19 protein-coding genes are annotated in these 19,573 nt (G+C 40.0%); 13 read left to right on the plus strand and 6 right to left on the minus strand.

The features are described from left to right. Positions 1–513: 513 nt before the first annotated feature. Positions 514–900: a beta-lactamase hydrolase domain-containing protein gene (locus NSMS1_RS01175; protein WP_224090259.1), complete on the plus strand. Its 387-nt coding sequence runs from the start codon at positions 514–516 to the stop codon at positions 898–900. Between the two features lie 14 nt (positions 901–914). Here the strand turns inward: NSMS1_RS01175 and NSMS1_RS01180 are convergent, their stop codons facing one another. The 4 genes from NSMS1_RS01180 to NSMS1_RS01195 all read right to left on the minus strand — a co-directional run bounded on the left by NSMS1_RS01180 (position 915) and on the right by NSMS1_RS01195 (position 5,277). Next, positions 915–1,490: a DUF4340 domain-containing protein gene (locus NSMS1_RS01180; RefSeq protein ID WP_224090261.1), complete on the minus strand. Its 576-nt coding sequence runs from the start codon at positions 1,488–1,490 to the stop codon at positions 915–917. Between the two features lie 96 nt (positions 1,491–1,586). Further along, the gene (locus NSMS1_RS01185) at positions 1,587–3,389 is read right to left on the minus strand and encodes a GldG family protein (RefSeq protein ID WP_224090262.1); all 1,803 of its coding nucleotides are present in this window, start codon (positions 3,387–3,389) and stop codon (positions 1,587–1,589) included. 79 nt (positions 3,390–3,468) lie between these two features. Then, positions 3,469–4,281, minus strand: a complete 813-nt coding sequence (locus tag NSMS1_RS01190) for an ABC transporter permease (protein ID WP_224090263.1) — start codon at positions 4,279–4,281, stop codon at positions 3,469–3,471. Continuing rightward, entirely contained in the window at positions 4,282–5,277 is a 996-nt protein-coding gene (locus NSMS1_RS01195; RefSeq protein ID WP_224090265.1) for an ABC transporter ATP-binding protein, read from the minus strand. Between the two features lie 335 nt (positions 5,278–5,612). Here NSMS1_RS01195 and NSMS1_RS01200 point away from each other — a divergent pair, with 335 nt between their 5' ends. From NSMS1_RS01200 to pstB, 9 genes are all read left to right on the plus strand, one after another. Next, positions 5,613–6,218 (plus strand): DUF1003 domain-containing protein, encoded by a 606-nt coding sequence (locus NSMS1_RS01200; RefSeq protein WP_224090267.1) that lies wholly within the window; start codon positions 5,613–5,615, stop codon positions 6,216–6,218. Between the two features lie 175 nt (positions 6,219–6,393). After that, the gene (locus NSMS1_RS01205; RefSeq protein ID WP_224090269.1) at positions 6,394–7,098 is read left to right on the plus strand and encodes a cadmium resistance transporter; all 705 of its coding nucleotides are present in this window, start codon (positions 6,394–6,396) and stop codon (positions 7,096–7,098) included. A 12-nt stretch (positions 7,099–7,110) separates the two neighbouring features. Beyond that, the gene (locus NSMS1_RS01210) at positions 7,111–7,425 is read left to right on the plus strand and encodes a hypothetical protein (protein ID WP_224090270.1); all 315 of its coding nucleotides are present in this window, start codon (positions 7,111–7,113) and stop codon (positions 7,423–7,425) included. Between the two features lie 136 nt (positions 7,426–7,561). Beyond that, complete coding sequence (locus NSMS1_RS01215) at positions 7,562–8,185, plus strand: hypothetical protein (protein WP_224090271.1); 624 nt, start codon at positions 7,562–7,564, stop codon at positions 8,183–8,185. Positions 8,186–8,508: 323 nt separating this feature from the next. Next, positions 8,509–9,642, plus strand: coding sequence for a sulfate ABC transporter substrate-binding protein (locus NSMS1_RS01220; protein WP_224090272.1), 1,134 nt, complete (start codon positions 8,509–8,511; stop codon positions 9,640–9,642). A gap of 63 nt (positions 9,643–9,705) precedes the next feature. Further along, positions 9,706–10,704, plus strand: a complete 999-nt coding sequence (locus tag NSMS1_RS01225) for a PstS family phosphate ABC transporter substrate-binding protein (protein WP_224090273.1) — start codon at positions 9,706–9,708, stop codon at positions 10,702–10,704. A 26-nt stretch (positions 10,705–10,730) separates the two neighbouring features. Next, positions 10,731–11,669: a phosphate ABC transporter permease subunit PstC gene (gene pstC, locus NSMS1_RS01230; protein ID WP_224090274.1), complete on the plus strand. Its 939-nt coding sequence runs from the start codon at positions 10,731–10,733 to the stop codon at positions 11,667–11,669. A 6-nt stretch (positions 11,670–11,675) separates the two neighbouring features. After that, positions 11,676–12,575, plus strand: a complete 900-nt coding sequence (pstA, locus tag NSMS1_RS01235) for a phosphate ABC transporter permease PstA (protein ID WP_224090275.1) — start codon at positions 11,676–11,678, stop codon at positions 12,573–12,575. 49 nt (positions 12,576–12,624) lie between these two features. Next, a complete protein-coding gene (gene pstB, locus NSMS1_RS01240) occupies positions 12,625–13,455 on the plus strand; it encodes a phosphate ABC transporter ATP-binding protein PstB (RefSeq protein ID WP_224090276.1) in 831 nt (276 codons plus the stop codon). 92 nt (positions 13,456–13,547) lie between these two features. Here pstB and NSMS1_RS01245 read toward each other — a convergent pair whose 3' ends face one another. Continuing rightward, positions 13,548–13,973, minus strand: coding sequence for a peptidoglycan-binding domain-containing protein (locus NSMS1_RS01245; RefSeq protein WP_224090278.1), 426 nt, complete (start codon positions 13,971–13,973; stop codon positions 13,548–13,550). A gap of 562 nt (positions 13,974–14,535) precedes the next feature. Between NSMS1_RS01245 and NSMS1_RS01250 the strand changes: the two genes are divergently transcribed. Further along, entirely contained in the window at positions 14,536–15,141 is a 606-nt protein-coding gene (locus NSMS1_RS01250; protein ID WP_224090280.1) for a Uma2 family endonuclease, read from the plus strand. A 41-nt stretch (positions 15,142–15,182) separates the two neighbouring features. Next, positions 15,183–15,545, plus strand: a complete 363-nt coding sequence (locus NSMS1_RS01255) for a DUF705 domain-containing protein (protein ID WP_224090282.1) — start codon at positions 15,183–15,185, stop codon at positions 15,543–15,545. Here the strand turns inward: NSMS1_RS01255 and recN are convergent. Continuing rightward, on the minus strand, positions 15,517–17,265 hold the full coding sequence (gene recN, locus NSMS1_RS01260) for a DNA repair protein RecN (protein ID WP_224095415.1): 1,749 nt from the start codon (positions 17,263–17,265) through the stop codon (positions 15,517–15,519). The genes NSMS1_RS01255 and recN overlap by 29 nt on opposite strands. Positions 17,266–17,529: 264 nt before the next feature. On the opposite strand from recN, the gene NSMS1_RS01265 reads away from it, so the two are divergent. Then, entirely contained in the window at positions 17,530–19,539 is a 2,010-nt protein-coding gene (locus tag NSMS1_RS01265; protein ID WP_224090284.1) for an ABC1 kinase family protein, read from the plus strand. Positions 19,540–19,573: the final 34 nt, after the last annotated feature.

Genomic DNA, 19,573 nt, shown 5'->3' on the forward strand with positions numbered 1-19,573 from the left:
CGGCTAATTACTTACGATATGGTTACTTTGGTCGGTAATAGGTAATGGGAGAAAACAATTACCCATTACCAAACCCCACTATATGATAAGTGTTTAAGCGGATATGAAATTAATTTGGTATTTGATAGCGGTTACACAGATTTATTTTAATTTCTCACAAAAAATAAATTAATGAAACAGTTTCTTTTGCTTTGTCAGTTTTTAAATCAACCTTTATGGGCATCTACAACAGTTTTAAACCCGATTAGATTTTTTCATAATTACCAAATCCGTCAAAAACTGGAAAAATGCTGGGCTTATGATTCTGTAGCACTATTAGAGAAATGCTGGCTTCTTGATAAAAACTATCCAGACCCAAATACTTTTCATCACAGGAAACCGGGGAATTTGTAAGGTAGTATTGCCTACCAAATCTGAAAACTATGTAGTATTTCTCTTAAGCACTAATTCGCTGGTGAATAATATTTGAGTTGTCTGTAAAGTTAATAACTCACTATTAATAAGGTGATGACAATGGATACTGTCAGAAAAATTAATCATGAGTTAGCGATCGCAGGACAAATTACTCCAGACCAGATCCAACAAATCACTGAAGATGGTTATAAATCAGTGCTGAACCTGCGATCGCCTGAAGAAGAAGAACTGTTGGATAATGAAAAATCTAAGCTAGAGTTTCTAGGCTTACGCTATATTAATTTACCTATAAAATTTGAGGAAATTAATCATCAAACCACACTACAAGTTTTACAAGTAATTAACGAACTGCCTAAACCTATTCTCATTCATTGCGATAACTCGATCCGTTCATCAGTTATCGCACTTTTATATATCGCTACTAAACAAGGTATTACTTTTGAGAAAGCTTTAGAATTAAGTAATAACTTAGGTTTATTGTCATAAATATTCATATTAATTTAAGGTAAATTAGGTGTAGATAGAGGTTGTTTCCACTCTGATAATTCTCGATTTACAGCGTTTTGAAAATCTGGAGATACCAGAAGTACATTTACATTACCGTTTGGTTGAGTATTCGGGTCAGCTTGAGCATAAACAAACTGATTATTAAAATCAGGCTTACCTAAAATCAACTGATGGGTTTTTTTATTTTTTAAGTTAATGCTAATATTTGCTTGGGGTTGGTCTAAACCAAATTCTGCTATTTGATTTGTTGGGGTTGTGAGAGTGCGATCGCTTTTCCCCTTCACCAATAAATCCATTAAATAACTAACTATAGCGTCGTTTGCAGGTTCTGACACAGGCGACTTGAGTAACCACTTAGGGTTATCAGCTTGGGTGTTTCGTTCCAAACTCACCGTCAACTTTGCAGTTTTGACAGTGATAGCCTGCACATCATCTTGTGTAAAAGAGAAGATTTGTTGCTGATTTTCCCTAGCCTCTTCTCTTTGTGTCGCACCGCGAATCTCATGGAAATAAACAAACCCACCCAACCCCAGTGCTAACAGTAGCAAAATTAAAGTTTTTTTAGTCATTGGTCAATAGTCTATAGTCCATAGTCCATAGTCCACAGAAAGGGTAAAGGATTTAATTTTCCTCTTTCTCCCCCATCTCCCTCATCTCCTCTTCTCTCACCTCCGCTTCCACCAAATAGCGGCTGCGACGACTAAACCCAGCAGAGGTAAAGCAAACAGCGAGGATAATGTTAGAAGAGTGGCTTGTGAGGTAGATAGATTTAATCGTCTGTTTTTTGGTTCTTTAGGACGAATTGAGAGGGGTTGTTGATCCTGCTGACTTAGCCAAGTGATTGAGTTAAGAAAGACATCCCCGTTTAATTGTTGTTGAAATATATTGTTAGTGACAAAATCTGAGTTTCCTATCACTACTAAACGTGATTCGGTGGCTATTTTTGTGGGTTTGGGTTCAGTTGGGGGAGTTACCGTAGCACTGGGAGTAGGTGGTGTTGTTAGTGATGCGGTGGGTGTAGGGCTAGTTGGTGTTGTCGGTGATGTTGTGGGTGTAGGACTAGCTGGTGTTGTTGGTGATGCTGTGGGTATAGCTGGTCTAGTTTCACCTCTAGTTATTGGTGATGGTGTGGGTGAAGCAGTGGGACTAGCTTGACTTTGGGTGGTTGGCGATGGGGTGGGTGAAGCTTGAGGAGTTGTGGTAGATGGGGCTGGTAGCTTTCTAGTTAAAGCTACACCCAAGGTTAAAGGCCCTTTCAGGTCTTTGTCGGCGTTAAATTGCAAATTTTCGTCTTTTAGGTCGCTTTCCGCCCAACTATCGGGGTAGGGTTTGGTTTTTAGTAGGGGAGTAGACTCTACGCCAGCTACCGGGGTAATTTCTAGAGGTCTAGCTAATTGATAAAAGGAAATACCCTTACCAAACTCTTTTGTAATGGGATGTTGTCCGTAATCTGTCACTATAGGTGTAGCCGGGCCGAGTTGTGCGCCGGTTCCAGAGACATCAACAGCTAAACGATCATCTAAGCGCACTCCCCATTCTTGCAATAGGCTGTTGAGGTTGGGGTTAGTGCTGGGGTCAATCATGAGTAGGGCGTTACCACCACGATTGAGATATTCTTGTAATGCTTTGACTTCATTATCAAATAATCCGCGTTTCGGGCCAGCGACAATCACAACATCAGCATCATCAGGCACTTTGGGATTTTCTACTAAGTTTAAAGGTGAGGAATTATAATTTTTATCGGTTAATGCTTGGACTGCTTGGGAAATTGCACCTTCACCTTCAGTAATAGGGTGTTCGCCGTGACCCTGGAGGAAGTAGACTTTGGCAGTGCGATCGCTAATAATTTGTTGTAAGCCATTGGTTATTCTAATTTCTGATAAACGTTCATTAACATTTAGTGTTTGTACTAATCGCCGTTTATTACCAGATTCTAGATAAACATCACCATAATTTTTTACACCAAATCTTTCTGCTAACCCTGGTTTATTTTGTGGGTTAACGAACTCAAACTGAAAGTTATTACCTTTGCGGCGATAGTTTTCTAATAGTTGTTGGTCTTGGGGATTTTGTGTAATGTCAAACACCCAAACTTTCACAGGTTGTTTGAGATTTTGTACCAATTGTTGTGATTGTGGCGAAAGGGTAAATAACTGACCCTCTGTTAAATCTGCGCGTAATTGGTAACGACTTCCTAAAAAGTTTATCAGTCCTAAAATCACCAAAACTGCCACAGTCGCCACTAAAGCGTTAGTACCAGCTTGGGTAGAACGCCGATTCCACCATTGACTACGCTGGCTTTGCCATACTAACCACAACCCAATAATCACAATTCCTACAATCAGTAATCCTAGAGTTAGCGTTCCCCAAGTTTCAGAAACTAACCCCGATGTTAAACCCGCGACAATCAAAAAAGGGCCTAACCAAAATAAATATTGCCAAAGTTTGTTTTGTTGAATGGTTTTCATATTTAGAATCAATAGTCAACGGTCAACAGTCAACAGTCAACAGTCACCAATCTTTGGACTATTGACTATGGACTATTGACTAATTACGCTGAAATCTGAGTGCATCAATTGATTGGGCGGTGAGGAAGATACCTAAAAATATGTAACTGGCAAATAATATTAAGGCGCTGGTATCGAAGATGCCTTGAATGAATGTATTGTAATGTTGGAGTAGGGACAAATGCCCAAGGGCATTACCTATGGGGCCGCCGATACTTTTAGCAATTACATCAACAAATAACAGTAATAAAATTAAAGCAAATGTGAGAACGGCAGATAAGATGGTGCTGTCTGTGAGGGAAGAAATAAACATTCCCAAAGATAAAATTGATGCCGCTAGTAGGATTAATCCTACGTGACCAAGTATGGGTATTGTAGCTGGCATTGGTGGGTTGGAACTACTAATAGCGATCGCTTCAAATAAAAGCAATGGTAAAACTAGAGTAATAAAAAATGTCAGCACTCCTAATAATTTACCCACAGCTACAGCCCAATTGGTGACGGGTGAGGTGGCTAAAAGTTCCAATGTGCCGCGCTTGCGTTCTTCGGCGTATAACCCCATCGATAAAACTGGCAGGATAAATAATAGTAGCCAGCCCATCCGGTCTAAAAATGCTTGGATAAATTCAGCCGGGACATCAATTGGTGGAACTGGGACTCCTAGTTGTTGTCCTTGTACATCTAAAGAGGCTACGTATACTAAAATGCCATTTGGCCCTAGTAGAATCATCACCAAAAATAACCCACCGATGAACCAAAATACAGAGGCGATCGCATAAGCTAAAGGTGAGACAAAATAACTCTGTAACTCTCGGCGATAAATGGCAATAATATTACTCAGCACTATACCCATTTACGCTGCTTCTCCTTCTTCCTGGGCTGATTCGTCAACGGTAGCTAAATTCTTCTCTTCTGTGGTTAGTTGCAAGAAGACATCTTCTAGACTAGCGCTGACACGACGCATTTCATGCAAACCAAACCCAGAACTAATTAAACTGGTGGCAATTTCCTTTCCTGGTTCGGTTCCCGGCTGGGAAATTACCCGCAGATATGCACGGTTGTCTTTGGGGAGATGATCACCAGGAATAGATTCTACCAAACTCACTCCAGGGACTTTTTGCAATACCTGCTTGGCTAGGGGTGCTTCTCCCTCGATTTCCAACTCATAACCAGAGCCGCCTGTCAACTGAGTCATCAATTTTTCGGGTGTATTCTTGGCTACCACCTTACCGCGATTGATAATAGCAACCCGGCTACAGGTCATACTCACCTCTGGCAGAATGTGGGTAGACAGGATGATTGTGTGGGTTCCCGCTAGACTTTTAATTAAATTCCGTACATCGATGATTTGTCTGGGATCAAGCCCGACCGTAGGTTCATCTAAAATAATCGCTGGGGGATCATGAACGATCGCCTGAGCAATACCCACCCTTTGACGATATCCTTTAGATAACTTGCGGATAATGACTTTGCGCCTATCTTCTAAGTTACAACGATTGATGGCTGCGTCTACTTTGGAAGTGCGATCGCCTGCTGAAACACCCTTAATTCGCGCCACAAAATGCAGAAACCCCTCCACCGTCATATCGGGATATAGCGGCGGCGTTTCCGGTAAATAACCAATACGCTGACGCACCGCCAAAGAATTTTCATGCACATCAAACCCAGCAATTTTAGCCGTGCCACTACTTGCCGGTAAATAACCCGCCAAAATGCGCATCGTTGTAGTTTTTCCTGCGCCATTCGGCCCCAAAAACCCTAAAATCTCCCCAGGTTCGACGCTAAAAGTCACATCAGTAATTGCTGGGGTGGAACCATAGGTTTTACTCAGATGTTCAACTTCAATCATAAATTGTTCAGCGATATGCTCGTCCCATAGTAGACGTTCACAACTTCTCTAGGGTACTCAACAATCCTGACATTTTACCGACCTCACATAAAAAACTCCGCGCTCCTCCGCGCTAACCTCCCATACCTCTGTCTTGAAAAGTTTCCTACGGTTCGCGTAAGCGTCTCGTAAGAGAGGGAAACCCTCCTACAGAACTTTTCGCTGCGTTTAAAACACCTCTTCAATCACTTTTCTTTATCATTTTAAAAACAAACAATATTTGCTCCTATCGGTAGTTAGGCGTAAATTGAACTCATGAAGTCAAACGTGAGCAGATTTACCCAACCAGGTGCAACATGAATACCAAAGAAAAAACTTCATCAAATAACGCCGCAGAGGAATTAACACAAGGACAGAAACTAGCTGACAAATTAGCCAACCAAGTAGGTTCTTGGAAATTTCTAATTTGCCAAAGCACTATCCTAGCTGGATGGGTAGGAATGAACTTAGCGCCAGGAGTTCCCCATTGGGATGATTCACCCTTCATTATGCTTAACCTAGTGTTTTCCTTTGCTTCAGCCTATACAGCGCCCATCGTATTAATGAGCCAAAATCGCCAGTCTGACACTGACCGCAGAAATGCCGAAATCGATCACCAAGTGAATCTCAGAGCTAGTCAAAATATTGAACTGTTACATCAAAAATTGGATGAATTGCACTCTCAAAAGCTCAACGAATTAACTCAAATTATCAAAGAGCAACAACAAGTTATTAATGAGCTTAAAGTCACCTTAGTACCTGCATCTAAAGGTAGTAAAGAAGTAAAAGTTTCTTTATTGCCAGGGTTACAAATGCAAACAAACAATAAATTTGCCAAAGAAGCTGCTCAGAATCGGAATTTTACCGTAGAACAACCCATTGAAGACAGTGCGAAAGTTGTAGAAAAGCTGACTCGTCAATAAGAATGGGCTGTAAGTTTTTAAATATCTTTAATAAACAATGTTTTGATAGAAGCAATCCACAAGTTTGAATTATATTTCCTACCCTTCATCAATTAATCACTTGCATGGATTCCTCAGCAATTACACACAGAAAATGACACTACTTGAATAGTACCGACATTGAGAACAGATAGACATGAATGAAATTATTACAGCGATTCCCACCGGAGTTACAGCCTTTGTCGCCACTAACCTAGATGATTTAGTTATCCTCACACTATTATTTTCTCAGGTGAATGCAACTTTCCGTAGCCGACATATTATTATTGGTCAATATTTAGGTTTCTGCACTTTAGTAGTGGCTAGTATGGTTGGTTTATTAGGAGGTTTAATCTTACCATCTCATTGGATTGGGTTTTTAGGTTTAGTACCAATCACGATAGGATTAAATCGTTTGCTCAATTCAGAACCTAACTCATCATCTGAGGAAGAATCAGAAATAGAATTGTCTCATTCTTCTACTTTGGCTAGTTTTGTATCTCCTCAAGCTTATAGTGTGGCGGCTATTACTGTTGCTAACGGTAGTGATAATATAGGTATCTATATGCCCTTATTTGCTAACAGTGCTGTTACTGAATTGCTCGTAATCATTACAGTCTTTTTGTTGCTGGTAGGTGTCTGGTGTTATGTGACTTATAAGCTAACCTGTCAAAATGCGATCGCCAATCTATTAACTCGTTATGGCAATAGTTTCGTTCCCTTTGTCTTAATAGGTTTAGGTGTGTCTATCATCTTAGATAGTGCCTCACTCAGTCCAATTGCTTTGACAGTTACTTGTTTATGTTTAATGGGGCTAATCAAAATAATTCAAGCTTCTAAATTCAAGGCTCAAAGTTTGTAATTGTAAAAAGATATGAAAATATTCCCTCTTTCTTTTGCAGTTTTAATGTTGTTAATTAACTTAGTAGTTACTAGCCCATCTTGGGCATTAACAAATGTTGCTTTAGTCCATAACTCTAACTTTGAAGTCGGTCAGAAAGTTATTTGGCTTTACAAACCTCGTCCCGACTCTAACGATGTGCAGAAAATCCCGGCTGAAGTGGTCAAATTAAGCCCTAAGCAAGTGCAAATCAAAGTCCGCAAAAACAATAATGAATTTGTCAATCGCTGGGTTAATCCTAACAAACTTGAGAATTTCCCTAAGATGCCAGACTCAGCATTACGCTAAATCAAGACTTATGTGAAAACCATCAAAAAGTTTTCTACTATTGCAATAGTTCTGTTCTAGTACTCTTTTAAATAGTATTAAGCAACCATCATCTTCTTTAATTGATCATAAATAATCTCAAACCAGGGAGAAAAATATGCCATTCATCAAAATCTTTCTTGTCGCGCTCGTCTTTATCTTAAACCTCACAATTGCTCAACCATCTTGGGCTGGTAAAGATTTCACCAAAGGAACTGACTATGCTGAGGTAACTCAAGAACTCAATCAACTTTTAACCGTACAAAATAACCCAGAACAAGCTGGCTATACACCAGAAGAACTTCAAGCTCGTCTATCACAGTTGCAGTCCCAGAAGTACATCATGGAAACAGCCAAAAAACGGGCGCAATGCACTAATCTAACAGGTAGAACTTTAGGTGTCTACGCTAACAAACCTAAGAAATCTCCAACTCAACTCTACTTCTTAGCAGCAGGACAAATTACAGATGATGATTGGGATTGTGACGGTATTTACTTACCCGCAGGTACTAGGGTACTTCTAAATCCTACTGGTGAAGTGCAAGAGTTAACTGAACCCATAGCTGTGAATTTTGTTGATGGTACACAGTCAATTGCCAGAACTAATCCAACTACTGGTGCAATTGAATTAAATGTTCAACCTGCTAAAGTCTTCAAAGCTGGCGAAGGTACTTGGTTGCTTCCTACTCTGTCTCAAGCACAGATTGATACGCAAGTTCCTAGTCCAGAGCTAATTGACTAATACCGATTAAACATTAATTTTAAGCATCGTAAATAATACTATACCCCTTCTACTTTAGGAGGGGTTTTTATGTACAGTAAATTTCCCTCCATAGGTAGCAATATCTATATATATCAATTTAAATCTACGGAAGAATAAATATGTGTTAAAGAAGGTAAAATGGCTGAAATCCTTTTTCCTTCTGCCTCTTACCAACTACTTGTAGTAGTTTGCTGACTAAGTAACAAATAATAAAGCCTACGATAGATTTTCTTCTATAATCCCTATAATACTATAACAACGGTATCTCGCCCAAGATACCGTACATATAGGAGTAAGTGCTGATGAGCAAGTCGCAACATCTAGCGCAATTAGGATACTTAATTGTAGATAAAGTTTGGCAGACTATACGGGGTTCCCGATACATAGTTACAAGTTGTATAAAGGCGCGTAATGTTCGCAGCTTTGTAAGTTTGTGGTTGGTAGGGATTATTTTCAGTACAGCGATCGCAGCTTGTTCACAAAGTAGATATGCTGGAACATCAGATGTGAGACTGAAGCTTGTTTCTTTTTCAGTTACTAAAGCTGCACATGATCAGATAATACCTAAATTTGTTGAGAAGTGGAAGCAAGAACACAATCAAAACGTCACCTTTGAGCGGAGTTACGGGGGTTCTGGCGCACAAGCGGAAGAGGTGATTAAAGGTACACAAGAGGCAGATATAGTACACTTAGCATTGCCTCTGGATGTCAACAGAATTAAGCAAACTGGTTTGATTAAAACAGGTTGGGAGAACAAATCGCCCAGAAATGGTATTGTGAGTAGATCAGTTGCGGCGATCGTTACTCGTGCAGGCAATCCTAAAGGTATCAATAGTTGGCAAGATTTAGCCAAAGATGGCGTAACCTTGATTGCAGCTAACCCTAAAACCTCTGGTATTGCTATTTGGGAATTTCTCGCTTTGTGGGGTTCAGTAACTCTTACAGGTGGCGATGAACAAGCAGCCTTAAACTATATTACTAAGGTGTATAAAAATACGCCAATTCTTACAAAAGATGCCCGCGAAGCCAGCGATTTATTCTTCAAAAAAAATCAGGGTGATGTTTTAATAAATTATGAAAATGAAGTAGTTTTAGCAGAAAACAATGGCTTAAAGCTACCTTATACAGTGCCACAAGTCAATATTTCTATCGACAACCCCGTCGCCATAGTTGATAAAAATGTTGATAAGCATGGTACAAGAGAAGTTGCAGAAGCATTCGTTGATTTCTTGTATTCAACCGAAGCCCAGCGCGAATTTGCTAAATTACAATATCGTCCTGTCAATCCCACCGTTACCCAAGAAGTCGCAGCAAAATATCCGAAAATTTACACCTTATTTACATCTCAAGATTTAGGTGGTTGGGATTTGATTCAGCAGAAATTTTTCGACAATGGCGCAATTTTTGATAAAGTGCAAGCTGCTAAAAAAGGATAAAGTTCTCAGCATTGCATTTTATCAACTAGCCTCAGAATTTAAGTTAATTAATTTGTATAGCTTATGAGCTTTCGTAGCCTATTTAATGGCTGTTACATCACAAGTTTAATGCTGATTACCAGTAGTATAAACGCTTGTAGCAGTGGACAAGAATTAAGAAGTCAGGTAAGTATTGACGGAGCGGCTGTTGGTTTTCCGATTTCTCTAGCAGTTGCAGAAGAGTACGGTAAAGTCAAACCTGAAGCACAAGTGAGTGTTGCATCCAGTGGTACTGGTGGCGGTATTAGTAAATTTTGTAATGGGGAAATTGATATCGTTGGTGCTTCTCGTACCATCAGAGATGAAGAAATAAAGAAATGTAAAAGTAAGAATATTGAATTTGTAGAGTTACCCATAGCTTTAGATGGAATTGCAGTTATTGCTAACCGTCAAAATAACTTTGCTAAATGTCTAACTATTAAGGAGCTAGATAAAATTTGGAGTGCTAAATCAGATGGGAAAATATTAACTTGGAATCAAGTTAATCCTAAGTTTCCTAATCAAAAACTTAAGTTATATGCTCCTGCTTCTGACACAGGAACATTCGATTACATGACTCAAGCTGTGACAGGTAAAGCGAAGAACGGGCGCACAGATTATACCCCCAGTCATAACCAAAACCTACTGGTGCAAGGGGTAGCAGGTGATACAACCGCCTTGGGTTATGTGGGCATATCTTATTACATCCAAAACCAAGACAAACTCAATTTAGTGGCGGTAGAAAGTCCTAAAGGCAAGTGTGAAAAACCAGTCCCAGTGGATAACGTAATTAAAAACACTTACACGCCTTTGTCTCGTCCTTTATTTATCTATGTCAGTAAAAAGTCTTTAGATAGTAAGCCAGCAGTCAAAGAGTTTGTAAATTTCTACTTAGATAATTCTTGGAAATGGGTAGATAGCGTTGGTTATGTAGCGCTACCAGATGAAGCCTATTTCAAAGTAAAACAGAAGTTTGCTAAAGGTGAAACTGGAACAAAGTTTAAAAAAGCCAAACCAGGGGAACCAATCACCAATTTTATCTAATTTAAGCTTGATTCATCACCATTCTTATGCAGAATATCAATCGAGACGGTTCATCTCAAACATGGGAACAGTCACTAGAAAAAAATGCCTCGGAAGATATCTTAGAAAAGATTATTGGGGTAATTTTATTTGCTTGTGCTTTAGTATCTGTTCTGACTACTTTTGGCATTGTAGTGATTATCTTTAAGGAAACTTGGGGATTTTTCCAAGAAGTTTCCTTTGCCCAATTCTTCCTTGATACTAAATGGACACCACTGTTTGCAGATAGACACTTTGGCGTTTGGCCTTTAATTAATGGTACGTTGTTAACAACAGCGATCGCTATGGCTGTTGCTATTCCTCTTGGTTTATCTTCGGCAATTTATTTGAGTGAATATGCTCAACCCAAAGTAGCAGCAATTTTACGTCCCGCAGTAGAACTTTTAGCCGGGATACCAACTGTAGTCTATGGTTATTTCGCGTTACTGTTCGTCACCCCATTGCTACGAAATGTAATTCCTCTAGAATTATTCAACGCCTTAAGTGCAGGATTAATGATGGGAGTAATGATTACTCCTACTGTTGGTTCTATTAGTTTAGATGCTATTCAAGCCGTTCCCCGTTCTTTACGAGAAGGCGCTTATGCTTTAGGTATTACAAAACTTGAAGCAATTTTTAGAGTTGTGCTTCCATCTGCACTTTCGGGAATTATCGCTTCAATTATTCTGGGTGTTTCTCGCGCCGTGGGTGAGACGATGACTGTTGTTATTGCTGCGGGACAACAACCAAGAATTACTATTAACTTCGCGGAATCTGTAGAAACAATGACAGCCTACATGGCTCAAATTTCCGGCGGAGATAGTCCCCGTGGAAGTCTGAATTTTCAGACTTTATATGCAGTAGGCGCTCTTTTGTTTTTAATTACCCTAGCTTTAAATATTTTTAGTTATTGGGTTGCTAATCGTTTTAAAGAAAAGTACGACTAATTAAGTATGGCTACAAGTTATCAACGTGATGATGAATTAGATTCAACGGCGGAATTTACTGATAATATTGAGAGAAGGGAAATCTTAGGTAAAGTATTTGAACTACTCTTTTTATTCGGTTTATTGATTGGCTTATTCGTCCTGGCATTACTACTTTTTGATATCCTCAGAGACGGATTAGGCAGATTTTTAACGCCTGGTTTTTTAACCGAAACCCCTTCCCGTTTTCCAGATGAAGGTGGTATACGCCCTGCAATTATCAGTAGCATTATCTTAGGAATTGTGGTGATTGTGGTAACGGTTCCCATTGGTGTGGGAGCAGCTTTGTATTTAGAAGAGTATGCACCGAGAAATTGGTGGACAGCAATTATTGAGATTAACATTAGTAATCTCGCAGGAGTACCTTCTATTGTTTATGGGTTGCTAGGTTTAGGGGTTTTTAATTACTTACTTGGCTTTGGCCCAGCTTTAATTTCTGGCGCTTTGACTCTCTCTTTGCTGTCTTTACCAGTCATTATTGTGACAGCTAGAGAAGCAATTCGCGCCGTTCCCAACTCCCTCAGATATGCCTCCTACGGGTTAGGTGCTACCAAATGGAAAACTATTAGTAGCCATGTCGTACCCTATGCTGTTCCTGGTATCCTCACAGGGGTAATTATTTCTATATCCCGTGCTATTGGTGATGCAGCTTCTCTCATTGTTGTCGGCGCTGTAGGTTTCCTCACCTTCAACCCTGGTTTATTCCAGAGATTTATGGCGTTACCTATTCAAATCTACAGCTACATTACTCGTCCAGAACCAGGATTTGCTAACGCCGCCGCCGCCACAATTATTGCGTTGTTACTCTTGATTTTAGTGTTGAATGGTGTAGCCATTTATATTAGACAACGCTTCATTATTCGCTAATGAGATTTTTTAATTCATCAGGCATTTATACATACTAGGAGATTAGCAAATGCACTATAGCAGTAACGGTAGAAGTCAATCAGATAGCGCCACGCTAGAACAACACAATACAATCTTTAATGTTGAAGGTGTGAAAGTATATTATGGGGGATTTTTAGCACTTCTAGATGTGTATTTGCAGATTCCCCAGAAACAAATAGCGGCTTTTATTGGCCCTTCTGGATGTGGTAAAAGCACCCTGTTACGTTGCTTCAACCGCATGAATGATTTGATTCCAGGGGCTAAGGTAGAGGGTAGGTTAAATTACCGCGATCGCAATATTTACGACCCCAAAATTAACCCTGTTAAATTACGTCGTCAAGTAGGAATGGTTTTTCAAAGACCAAATCCATTTCCTAAATCAATATACGAAAATATTGCTTTCGGCCCCCGCGCAAATGGATATAAAGGCAATATTGATGAGTTAGTCGAAGACTCTCTCAGACGCGCCGCTATTTGGGATGAAGTCAAAGACAAACTCAAAGAGAAAGGTACAGCTTTATCTGGTGGACAACAACAACGACTCTGCATAGCTAGAGCGATCGCCATGAAACCAGATGTATTATTAATGGATGAACCATGCTCTGCACTTGACCCTATTTCTACTCGTCAAGTCGAAGAACTTTGCCTAGAACTCAAAGAGCAATACACCATCATTATGGTGACGCATAATATGCAGCAAGCCTCCAGAGTGGCAGACTGGACAGCCTTCTTCAATACTGAAATAGATGCAGGTGGTAAACGTCGCGGGAAGTTAGTAGAATTTAGCCCGACAGAACAAATGTTTAATTCTCCTAACACTAGAGAAGCACAAGAATATATCAGTGGACGCTTCGGTTAATTTCTAGTGATATTGCAACATCTTATAAACTGGTTTTCTTAACTCTTACTAAAGAAAACCAGTTTTTTGTTAGCAATAACGGAGAAAACCCTTTATCTAAGCGCTGCTAAAGTTCTATTGCCGATAATTCCGTCTGCTTTCAACCCTCTGGACTTTTGAAATTTAACTACGGCTGCGCGTGTCTTATTATCAAACACACCATTGACGCTGGCGGTATAAAATCCTTTTTGCTTTAACGAATTTTGCGCAGTTTTAACTGTCTCTCCTCTACTACCTACTTTAAGAGTGCTTTCGCGCTGGGCTACATTATTAGACTTGCGTTTAATACTGGCTTTAGGTAATGAGCGAGTTATTTTCATTGTATGAGTTTTTTGGCTAGCTTGCGCTACGTGGGTAGTAGTATTAGCCGCGTGAGTAGCAGTATTAGCCGCGTGATTTTTATCCTTAGTCATGGAGTAACCAGGTAAAGCAGCAGCTAGAGCTAGAACAGGTGCTAATGCAATTACTTTCCAATTCATAACGTTGTTCCTTCTCAAATATCAGACAATTTACATTTAGACAAAAAGAGCATTTTGAACTAAGGCTTGTGCCTTATTCAACTCTTTCTGATAGACTGGAGTTGGGTTGTATTTCAACCATGAGCTATAGCATCACACGTTTAATTGACAGAGTTATTGCAGGGTTATGTCAAAAGCGTGAATTATTTATTAAGGATTGTATTGCACAAGTTATTACTCTAGATTAATGCAAATATATCTAAAATTTTCCTTAAATTATTAATCATTTTATGGTTATCAAGACCTTCAAAAAATCAGCTTACTAGCCATAAATGATATATTTATAACCGTATAACCTTTGATGAATCTATCCCACTAATAAAATCCGATTAATCCAAATATGAATTGTGGCTAGAGAAACAAAAGCGTTGAAGCAGTCTGAAATTCTTTCCCATCGCAATAATCCATCTTCCCTTACTACTCTTAAAATACCCAGAGTAAGATTTAAAACCACAGAGGTACGGAGGCACAGAGAATTTTATTTTCTACTAAGTTAAAATTATTTAGTCATTAAAATATTCAGATGACCTACACACCACCTAAAATACTCACCTTTGAGGAATTTATCGCCCAATATGGTGATAATACTCGTTATGAACTAATTGATGGGGAATTAAGAGACATGGAACCTACAGGCCCCCATGAAGCTGTGGCTGGTAGTATTGCAGGTAGAATCTATGTCGAAATATTTAATGCAAATTTTAACTGGTTGGTTCCTAAAACTTGTCTAATTAAACCACCTGCGGCTGAGGCTACAGCATTACGTCCTGATGTCATAGTTTTAGATAAAGCAGAACTGAGTAAAGAACCACGTTGGCAAAAGGAACCTGTGATTTGTAACGGTAGTACCATCAAACTTGTTACGGAAGTTGTAAGTACAAATTGGCAGGATGATTACGCTAGAAAAGTAGAAGAATACGCTTTTTTAAACATTCCTGAATATTGGATTGTAGACTTTCGGGGTTTAGGTGGTTTGCAATTTATCGGCAATCCAAAACAACCAACGTTTACTGTTTGTCATCTAGTTAACAGTGTATATGAACAGCAAAAATATCGATTAGGAGATACTATTCATTCTTATCTATTACCAAATTTACAACTGAAACTTGACGATATTATGCCTAATTGATAATAAATATTTTTTTTAAATTTAATCATAAATAAAAATTTATGCAGCAATTTATTATTTATGTTGATGTAGACGATACTCTTGTTCGTACATCTAGCGGTAAACGTATTCGGATTCCATCAACAATCAACCATATCAAAGAACTGAAGCAGCAAAATGCTGTACTTTACTGCTGGAGTTCCGGTGGAGCAGAGTATGCAAAAATGGTTGCTGAAGAACTTGGTATATCAGAACTATTTGCAGCTTTCTTACCTAAACCAAATATGCTACTCGACGATCAGAATGTTAATGATTGGAAGTATTTAATCCAAATTCATCCTATGTCTTGTAATTCCATGAGTTTAGATAAATATAGACAACAAGTTTCTGATAACGTTAACTTTGCTGGCTACGCCGATGATTAGCAGCTTGTAGTAACAAGGATTCCGCAAAAGCGATCGCATCACTTGCCGATTTCCCTCCAGCTAGTTGTGCTAGTTCTTCCCGGCGCTTAGTTAAGTCATCTAAGCTAGTCACCCGGACAACAGTACGCTGTTCTGTACTACCATTGTTAGACTTTTTACCTTTACCTTGGGTAATAATTTGCTTATCAACACGGAAATGCCTATCAGCCATCGCTGCAACTAAAGGCTGGTGAGTAACACATAATACCTGATGATGGTTGCTTAACTGTTGTAATTTTTCGGCGATCGCCTGTGCTACCCTTCCCGATACTCCTACATCAATTTCATCAAATACCAACGTCCCCGCCGCATCGGCTTGGGTAAAGCAAGATTTCAGCGCCAGTAAAAAGCGGCTCATTTCCCCACCAGAGGCAATTTCTGTTAATGGTTGCAATGGTTCGCCAGGGTTAGGGCTAAACATAAAAGTAATTTTATCTGCCCCCGTTGCCGTTGGTGCTATTGGGACAATTTCTACTTGAAACTGTACCTTTTCCATTGCTAAAGGTTTGAGTTCAGCTATTAACCGCGATTCTAAATTAGCGGCTGTTTTCTTACGCAGTTGGGTTAACTTATGACAAGCTTGAGTCAGTTTATCAAAACAAGCTTTTTCTTGCTGTTCTAAATTTTCAATAGATTGTTCACTATCATTGAGGGCTGATAATTCGGCTTGAATTTTTTCGTAATAGGCGATCGCTTCTGTTAAACTCGGCCCATACTTGCGGCCAATTTGTTTTAACTCCTGTATCCGTTCTTCTACTTCCTCTAAACGCTGGGGATCAGCTTCTAAACTTTCCCCATAAGTATTAATTTGCCTTGCTACTTCTGTTAATGCTGTTTGCGCGTCCCTAATTAAATCTAACAGTGGTTGCAGCCCAGAATCATATTCCACCATGTTATTTAAGGCGACTTCACTGTCTCCCAACAAATCTGATGCCGAGGGCGCATCATCTTCGTTTTGATACAAAGCTTGATAGACTTTGTAACTCATCTGTTGTAGATCAACCACATGATTCAGGCGTTCCCGTTCTTGTTGGAGTTGTTCCAATTCTTGGGGATCGCTGAGGTTGGCTGTAGATAATTCCTGGACTTGATAAGTTAATAAATCTAGTTGTTGCAGCCGTTCTCGTTCCGAAGTCCGACGTTTTTCTAAATTTGTATGCGCTTGCTGATATGCACTAAAAGCTGTGGCGATCGCTTGACGCTGCTGCATCGACGCATCACCCGCGTACAAATCCAACCAATCACGCACTTGGGCGGATTGCCCTACTTGTACAGTTTGACCTTGGGCTGTAATTTCCACCAAGCGATCGCGTAATCCTACCATAACTTGGCGATTAACCAACACCCCATTCACCCGCGATCGGCTACGGATATTACTTGTAGCCGCTGTAATTTCACGACTAATCACTATAGAATGATCATCAATTAAATCTATTTCTTGTTCTGTTAACCAAGCCGCTAACGGGGGTGTTGTAGTGAAAGTTCCTTCCACCATTGCCCTTGCTGTCCCAGTGCGGATTACCCGACTAGAGACTTTACCACCCAACACAGCATCAATCGCATCTAAAATAATCGATTTCCCCGCACCGGTTTCGCCCGTTAAAACATTCAGTCCCGCGCCGAAATCCAGTTCTAGTTCATCAATTAGGGCAAAATTCTCAATTCGCAGGCAGAGCAACATCAAGCCAAATTCTCCTACAAGGGCAGATGCCGGATATTTCCCACTTTCGGCAACCAGCAATACCTACTAACATTGAAATAGCAAGCACATTCAAGTGTAACAAAAGTCATTAGTTATTAGTCCATAGTCTATAGTCTATAGTCCATATTTATTTTCCCCTGCCCCCCTGCTCTTTAATACCCAGCACTTAGCCCCAAATTACGAATTATTAAATATCTATTGTTACAATACTTAACAAGTTCAATCCGACCGGTGGCTTTATTCATGACTGTGAAGACAATTCCCCCAAATTCCCGACCGATTGAGGGCGAACTACAGCTAAAGGATACTCAAGCCTTGGTTGTCCGCTCACCAGAAACCGTTACAACTGACAGACCCCAGGTATTTATAAATACAAATACCGAATCTGAGACAATAGTTTATGATCCTGTGGCGGTAGCAGAGCATTATCGCCAACGACCACTGCAAGTTATTAATAGGATTTTTGCGGTTTTGCAGCCTACTCTCGCCTTCGTCTTGGGGTTGTGGTGGGACAATAAGCGGGGAGTAGTCGTCAAAAATGACCGCCGGCGGGCTATTCAGTTAAGAGAGTTATTAACTAGGCTTGGGCCAGCTTATATCAAAATTGGGCAAGCTTTATCCACAAGACCAGATTTGGTTCCCCCGGTATATTTAGAAGAATTTACCAGGCTACAAGACCAATTACCGCCTTTTCCTAACGAAATTGCTTACCAATTCATTCAAGAAGAATTAGGACAGCCTCCTCAAGAGATTTACACAGAACTTTCACCCCAACCCATCGCGGCGGCATCTTTGGGGCAGGTTTATAAAGGTAAACTCAAGACAGGTGAGGAAGTAGCTGTGAAGGTGCAGCGTCCTGACCTGAGAGAACGCATTACGATTGACTTATATATATTGCGTGGACTGGCTGCTTGGGTACAGAAGAAAGTCAAACGGGTAAGGAGTGACTTAGTTGGGATATTGGATGAATTAGGCGATCGCATTTTTGAAGAAATGGATTACATCCATGAAGGTCAAAATGCCGAGCGTTTCTTCCAACTATATGGTCACATCAAAGACATATATGTGCCGAAAATATACTGGGAATATACTAACCGTCGTGTCTTAACGATGGAGTGGATTAACGGCACAAAACTTACCCAGGCAGCAGAGATTAGCGCTCAAGGCATAGATGCGCGTTATCTGATTGAAGTGGGTGTGCAGTGTTCCCTGCGGCAACTTTTAGAACATGGATTTTTCCATGCAGATCCACACCCAGGAAACTTGTTAGCCACAACAGATGGAAAATTAGCTTACCTCGACTTTGGCATGATGAGCGAGGTGAAACCGCTCCAACGTTATGGTTTAATTGAGGCGATCGTTCACGTAGTTAACCGCGACTTTGAAGGGTTAGCCCAAGACTACGTAAAACTAGATTTCCTATCCCCAGAAACAGATTTAACCCCAATTATTCCTGCCTTTGCTAAAGTTTTCGCCAACGCTCAAGGTGCAAGTGTCGCAGAATTTAATATTAAAAGCATCACTGATGACCTATCAGAATTGATGTATGAATATCCTTTCCGCGTCCCTCCCTATTACGCTTTAATTATTCGCTCTCTCGTCACCTTAGAAGGGATTGCTATCTATATAGATCCCAACTTTAAAGTGTTAAGTGAAGCATATCCTTACGTATCTAAACGCTTATTAACTGATCCAGCACCAGAATTAAGAACATCATTAAAAGATTTACTTTTCAAAGATGGTAAATTCAGGTGGAATCGTTTAGAAAATCTATTACGTAATGCACGGAAAAGCCAAGATTATGACCTCAGTTTAGCACTCAATCAAGGCGTTGATTTTCTCTCATCTGAACGCGGTGCTTTTATCCGCGACAAATTAGTAGATGAGTTTTTAACAGGTGTCAATGCTTTAGGTAAAAATGTGCTGCATAACTTCACCTACTTATTAAGAGAACAAGTAGGTATTACAGCCATTAACGAAACTCCAGCCGCGACAGTAGAACAACAACAAACCCTACAACACATCCAAAATATCCTAAACATTCTGCGAGAAACCCGTGGCTTTGACCCAGCTAAACTTGCACCCCAAATTGCTCAATTGCTATTTAACCCAGGCGTGCAACGTTTAGGACAACAAGTAGCTAATCAACTACTACAGAAAGCCACCGTCCGGCTAATTCGGGAATTGTTAACACCTCAAGAAACCACAAACAGCGATACAACCTACATAACTACACCTGTAAGAAGAAATTGAGTGAGATAGAAGGGCAGATGGCGCAGCCTCTTCC

Source organism: Nostoc sp. MS1 (assembly GCF_019976755.1).
Taxonomy (GTDB): Bacteria; Cyanobacteriota; Cyanobacteriia; order Cyanobacteriales; family Nostocaceae; genus Trichormus.

Excerpts from the sequence above, each read along its gene's own strand:
- NSMS1_RS01205 (WP_224090269.1), top strand. The coding sequence starts at position 6,394 with ATGAATGAAATTATTACAGCGATTCCCACCGGAGTTACAGCCTTTGTC.
- pstC (WP_224090274.1), top strand. The coding sequence starts at position 10,731 with ATGCAGAATATCAATCGAGACGGTTCATCTCAAACATGGGAACAGTCA.
- NSMS1_RS01185 (WP_224090262.1), bottom strand. The coding sequence starts at position 3,389 with ATGAAAACCATTCAACAAAACAAACTTTGGCAATATTTATTTTGGTTA.
- NSMS1_RS01225 (WP_224090273.1), top strand. The coding sequence starts at position 9,706 with ATGAGCTTTCGTAGCCTATTTAATGGCTGTTACATCACAAGTTTAATG.
- NSMS1_RS01195 (WP_224090265.1), bottom strand. The coding sequence starts at position 5,277 with ATGATTGAAGTTGAACATCTGAGTAAAACCTATGGTTCCACCCCAGCA.
- NSMS1_RS01245 (WP_224090278.1), bottom strand. The coding sequence starts at position 13,973 with ATGAATTGGAAAGTAATTGCATTAGCACCTGTTCTAGCTCTAGCTGCT.
- NSMS1_RS01180 (WP_224090261.1), bottom strand. The coding sequence starts at position 1,490 with ATGACTAAAAAAACTTTAATTTTGCTACTGTTAGCACTGGGGTTGGGT.
- NSMS1_RS01255 (WP_224090282.1), top strand. The coding sequence starts at position 15,183 with ATGCAGCAATTTATTATTTATGTTGATGTAGACGATACTCTTGTTCGT.
- NSMS1_RS01175 (WP_224090259.1), top strand. The coding sequence starts at position 514 with ATGGATACTGTCAGAAAAATTAATCATGAGTTAGCGATCGCAGGACAA.
- NSMS1_RS01190 (WP_224090263.1), bottom strand. The coding sequence starts at position 4,281 with ATGGGTATAGTGCTGAGTAATATTATTGCCATTTATCGCCGAGAGTTA.
- pstB (WP_224090276.1), top strand. The coding sequence starts at position 12,625 with ATGCACTATAGCAGTAACGGTAGAAGTCAATCAGATAGCGCCACGCTA.
- NSMS1_RS01215 (WP_224090271.1), top strand. The coding sequence starts at position 7,562 with ATGCCATTCATCAAAATCTTTCTTGTCGCGCTCGTCTTTATCTTAAAC.
- NSMS1_RS01210 (WP_224090270.1), top strand. The coding sequence starts at position 7,111 with ATGAAAATATTCCCTCTTTCTTTTGCAGTTTTAATGTTGTTAATTAAC.
- NSMS1_RS01220 (WP_224090272.1), top strand. The coding sequence starts at position 8,509 with ATGAGCAAGTCGCAACATCTAGCGCAATTAGGATACTTAATTGTAGAT.
- NSMS1_RS01265 (WP_224090284.1), top strand. The coding sequence starts at position 17,530 with ATGACTGTGAAGACAATTCCCCCAAATTCCCGACCGATTGAGGGCGAA.
- recN (WP_224095415.1), bottom strand. The coding sequence starts at position 17,265 with ATGTTGCTCTGCCTGCGAATTGAGAATTTTGCCCTAATTGATGAACTA.
- NSMS1_RS01250 (WP_224090280.1), top strand. The coding sequence starts at position 14,536 with ATGACCTACACACCACCTAAAATACTCACCTTTGAGGAATTTATCGCC.
- NSMS1_RS01200 (WP_224090267.1), top strand. The coding sequence starts at position 5,613 with ATGAATACCAAAGAAAAAACTTCATCAAATAACGCCGCAGAGGAATTA.
- pstA (WP_224090275.1), top strand. The coding sequence starts at position 11,676 with ATGGCTACAAGTTATCAACGTGATGATGAATTAGATTCAACGGCGGAA.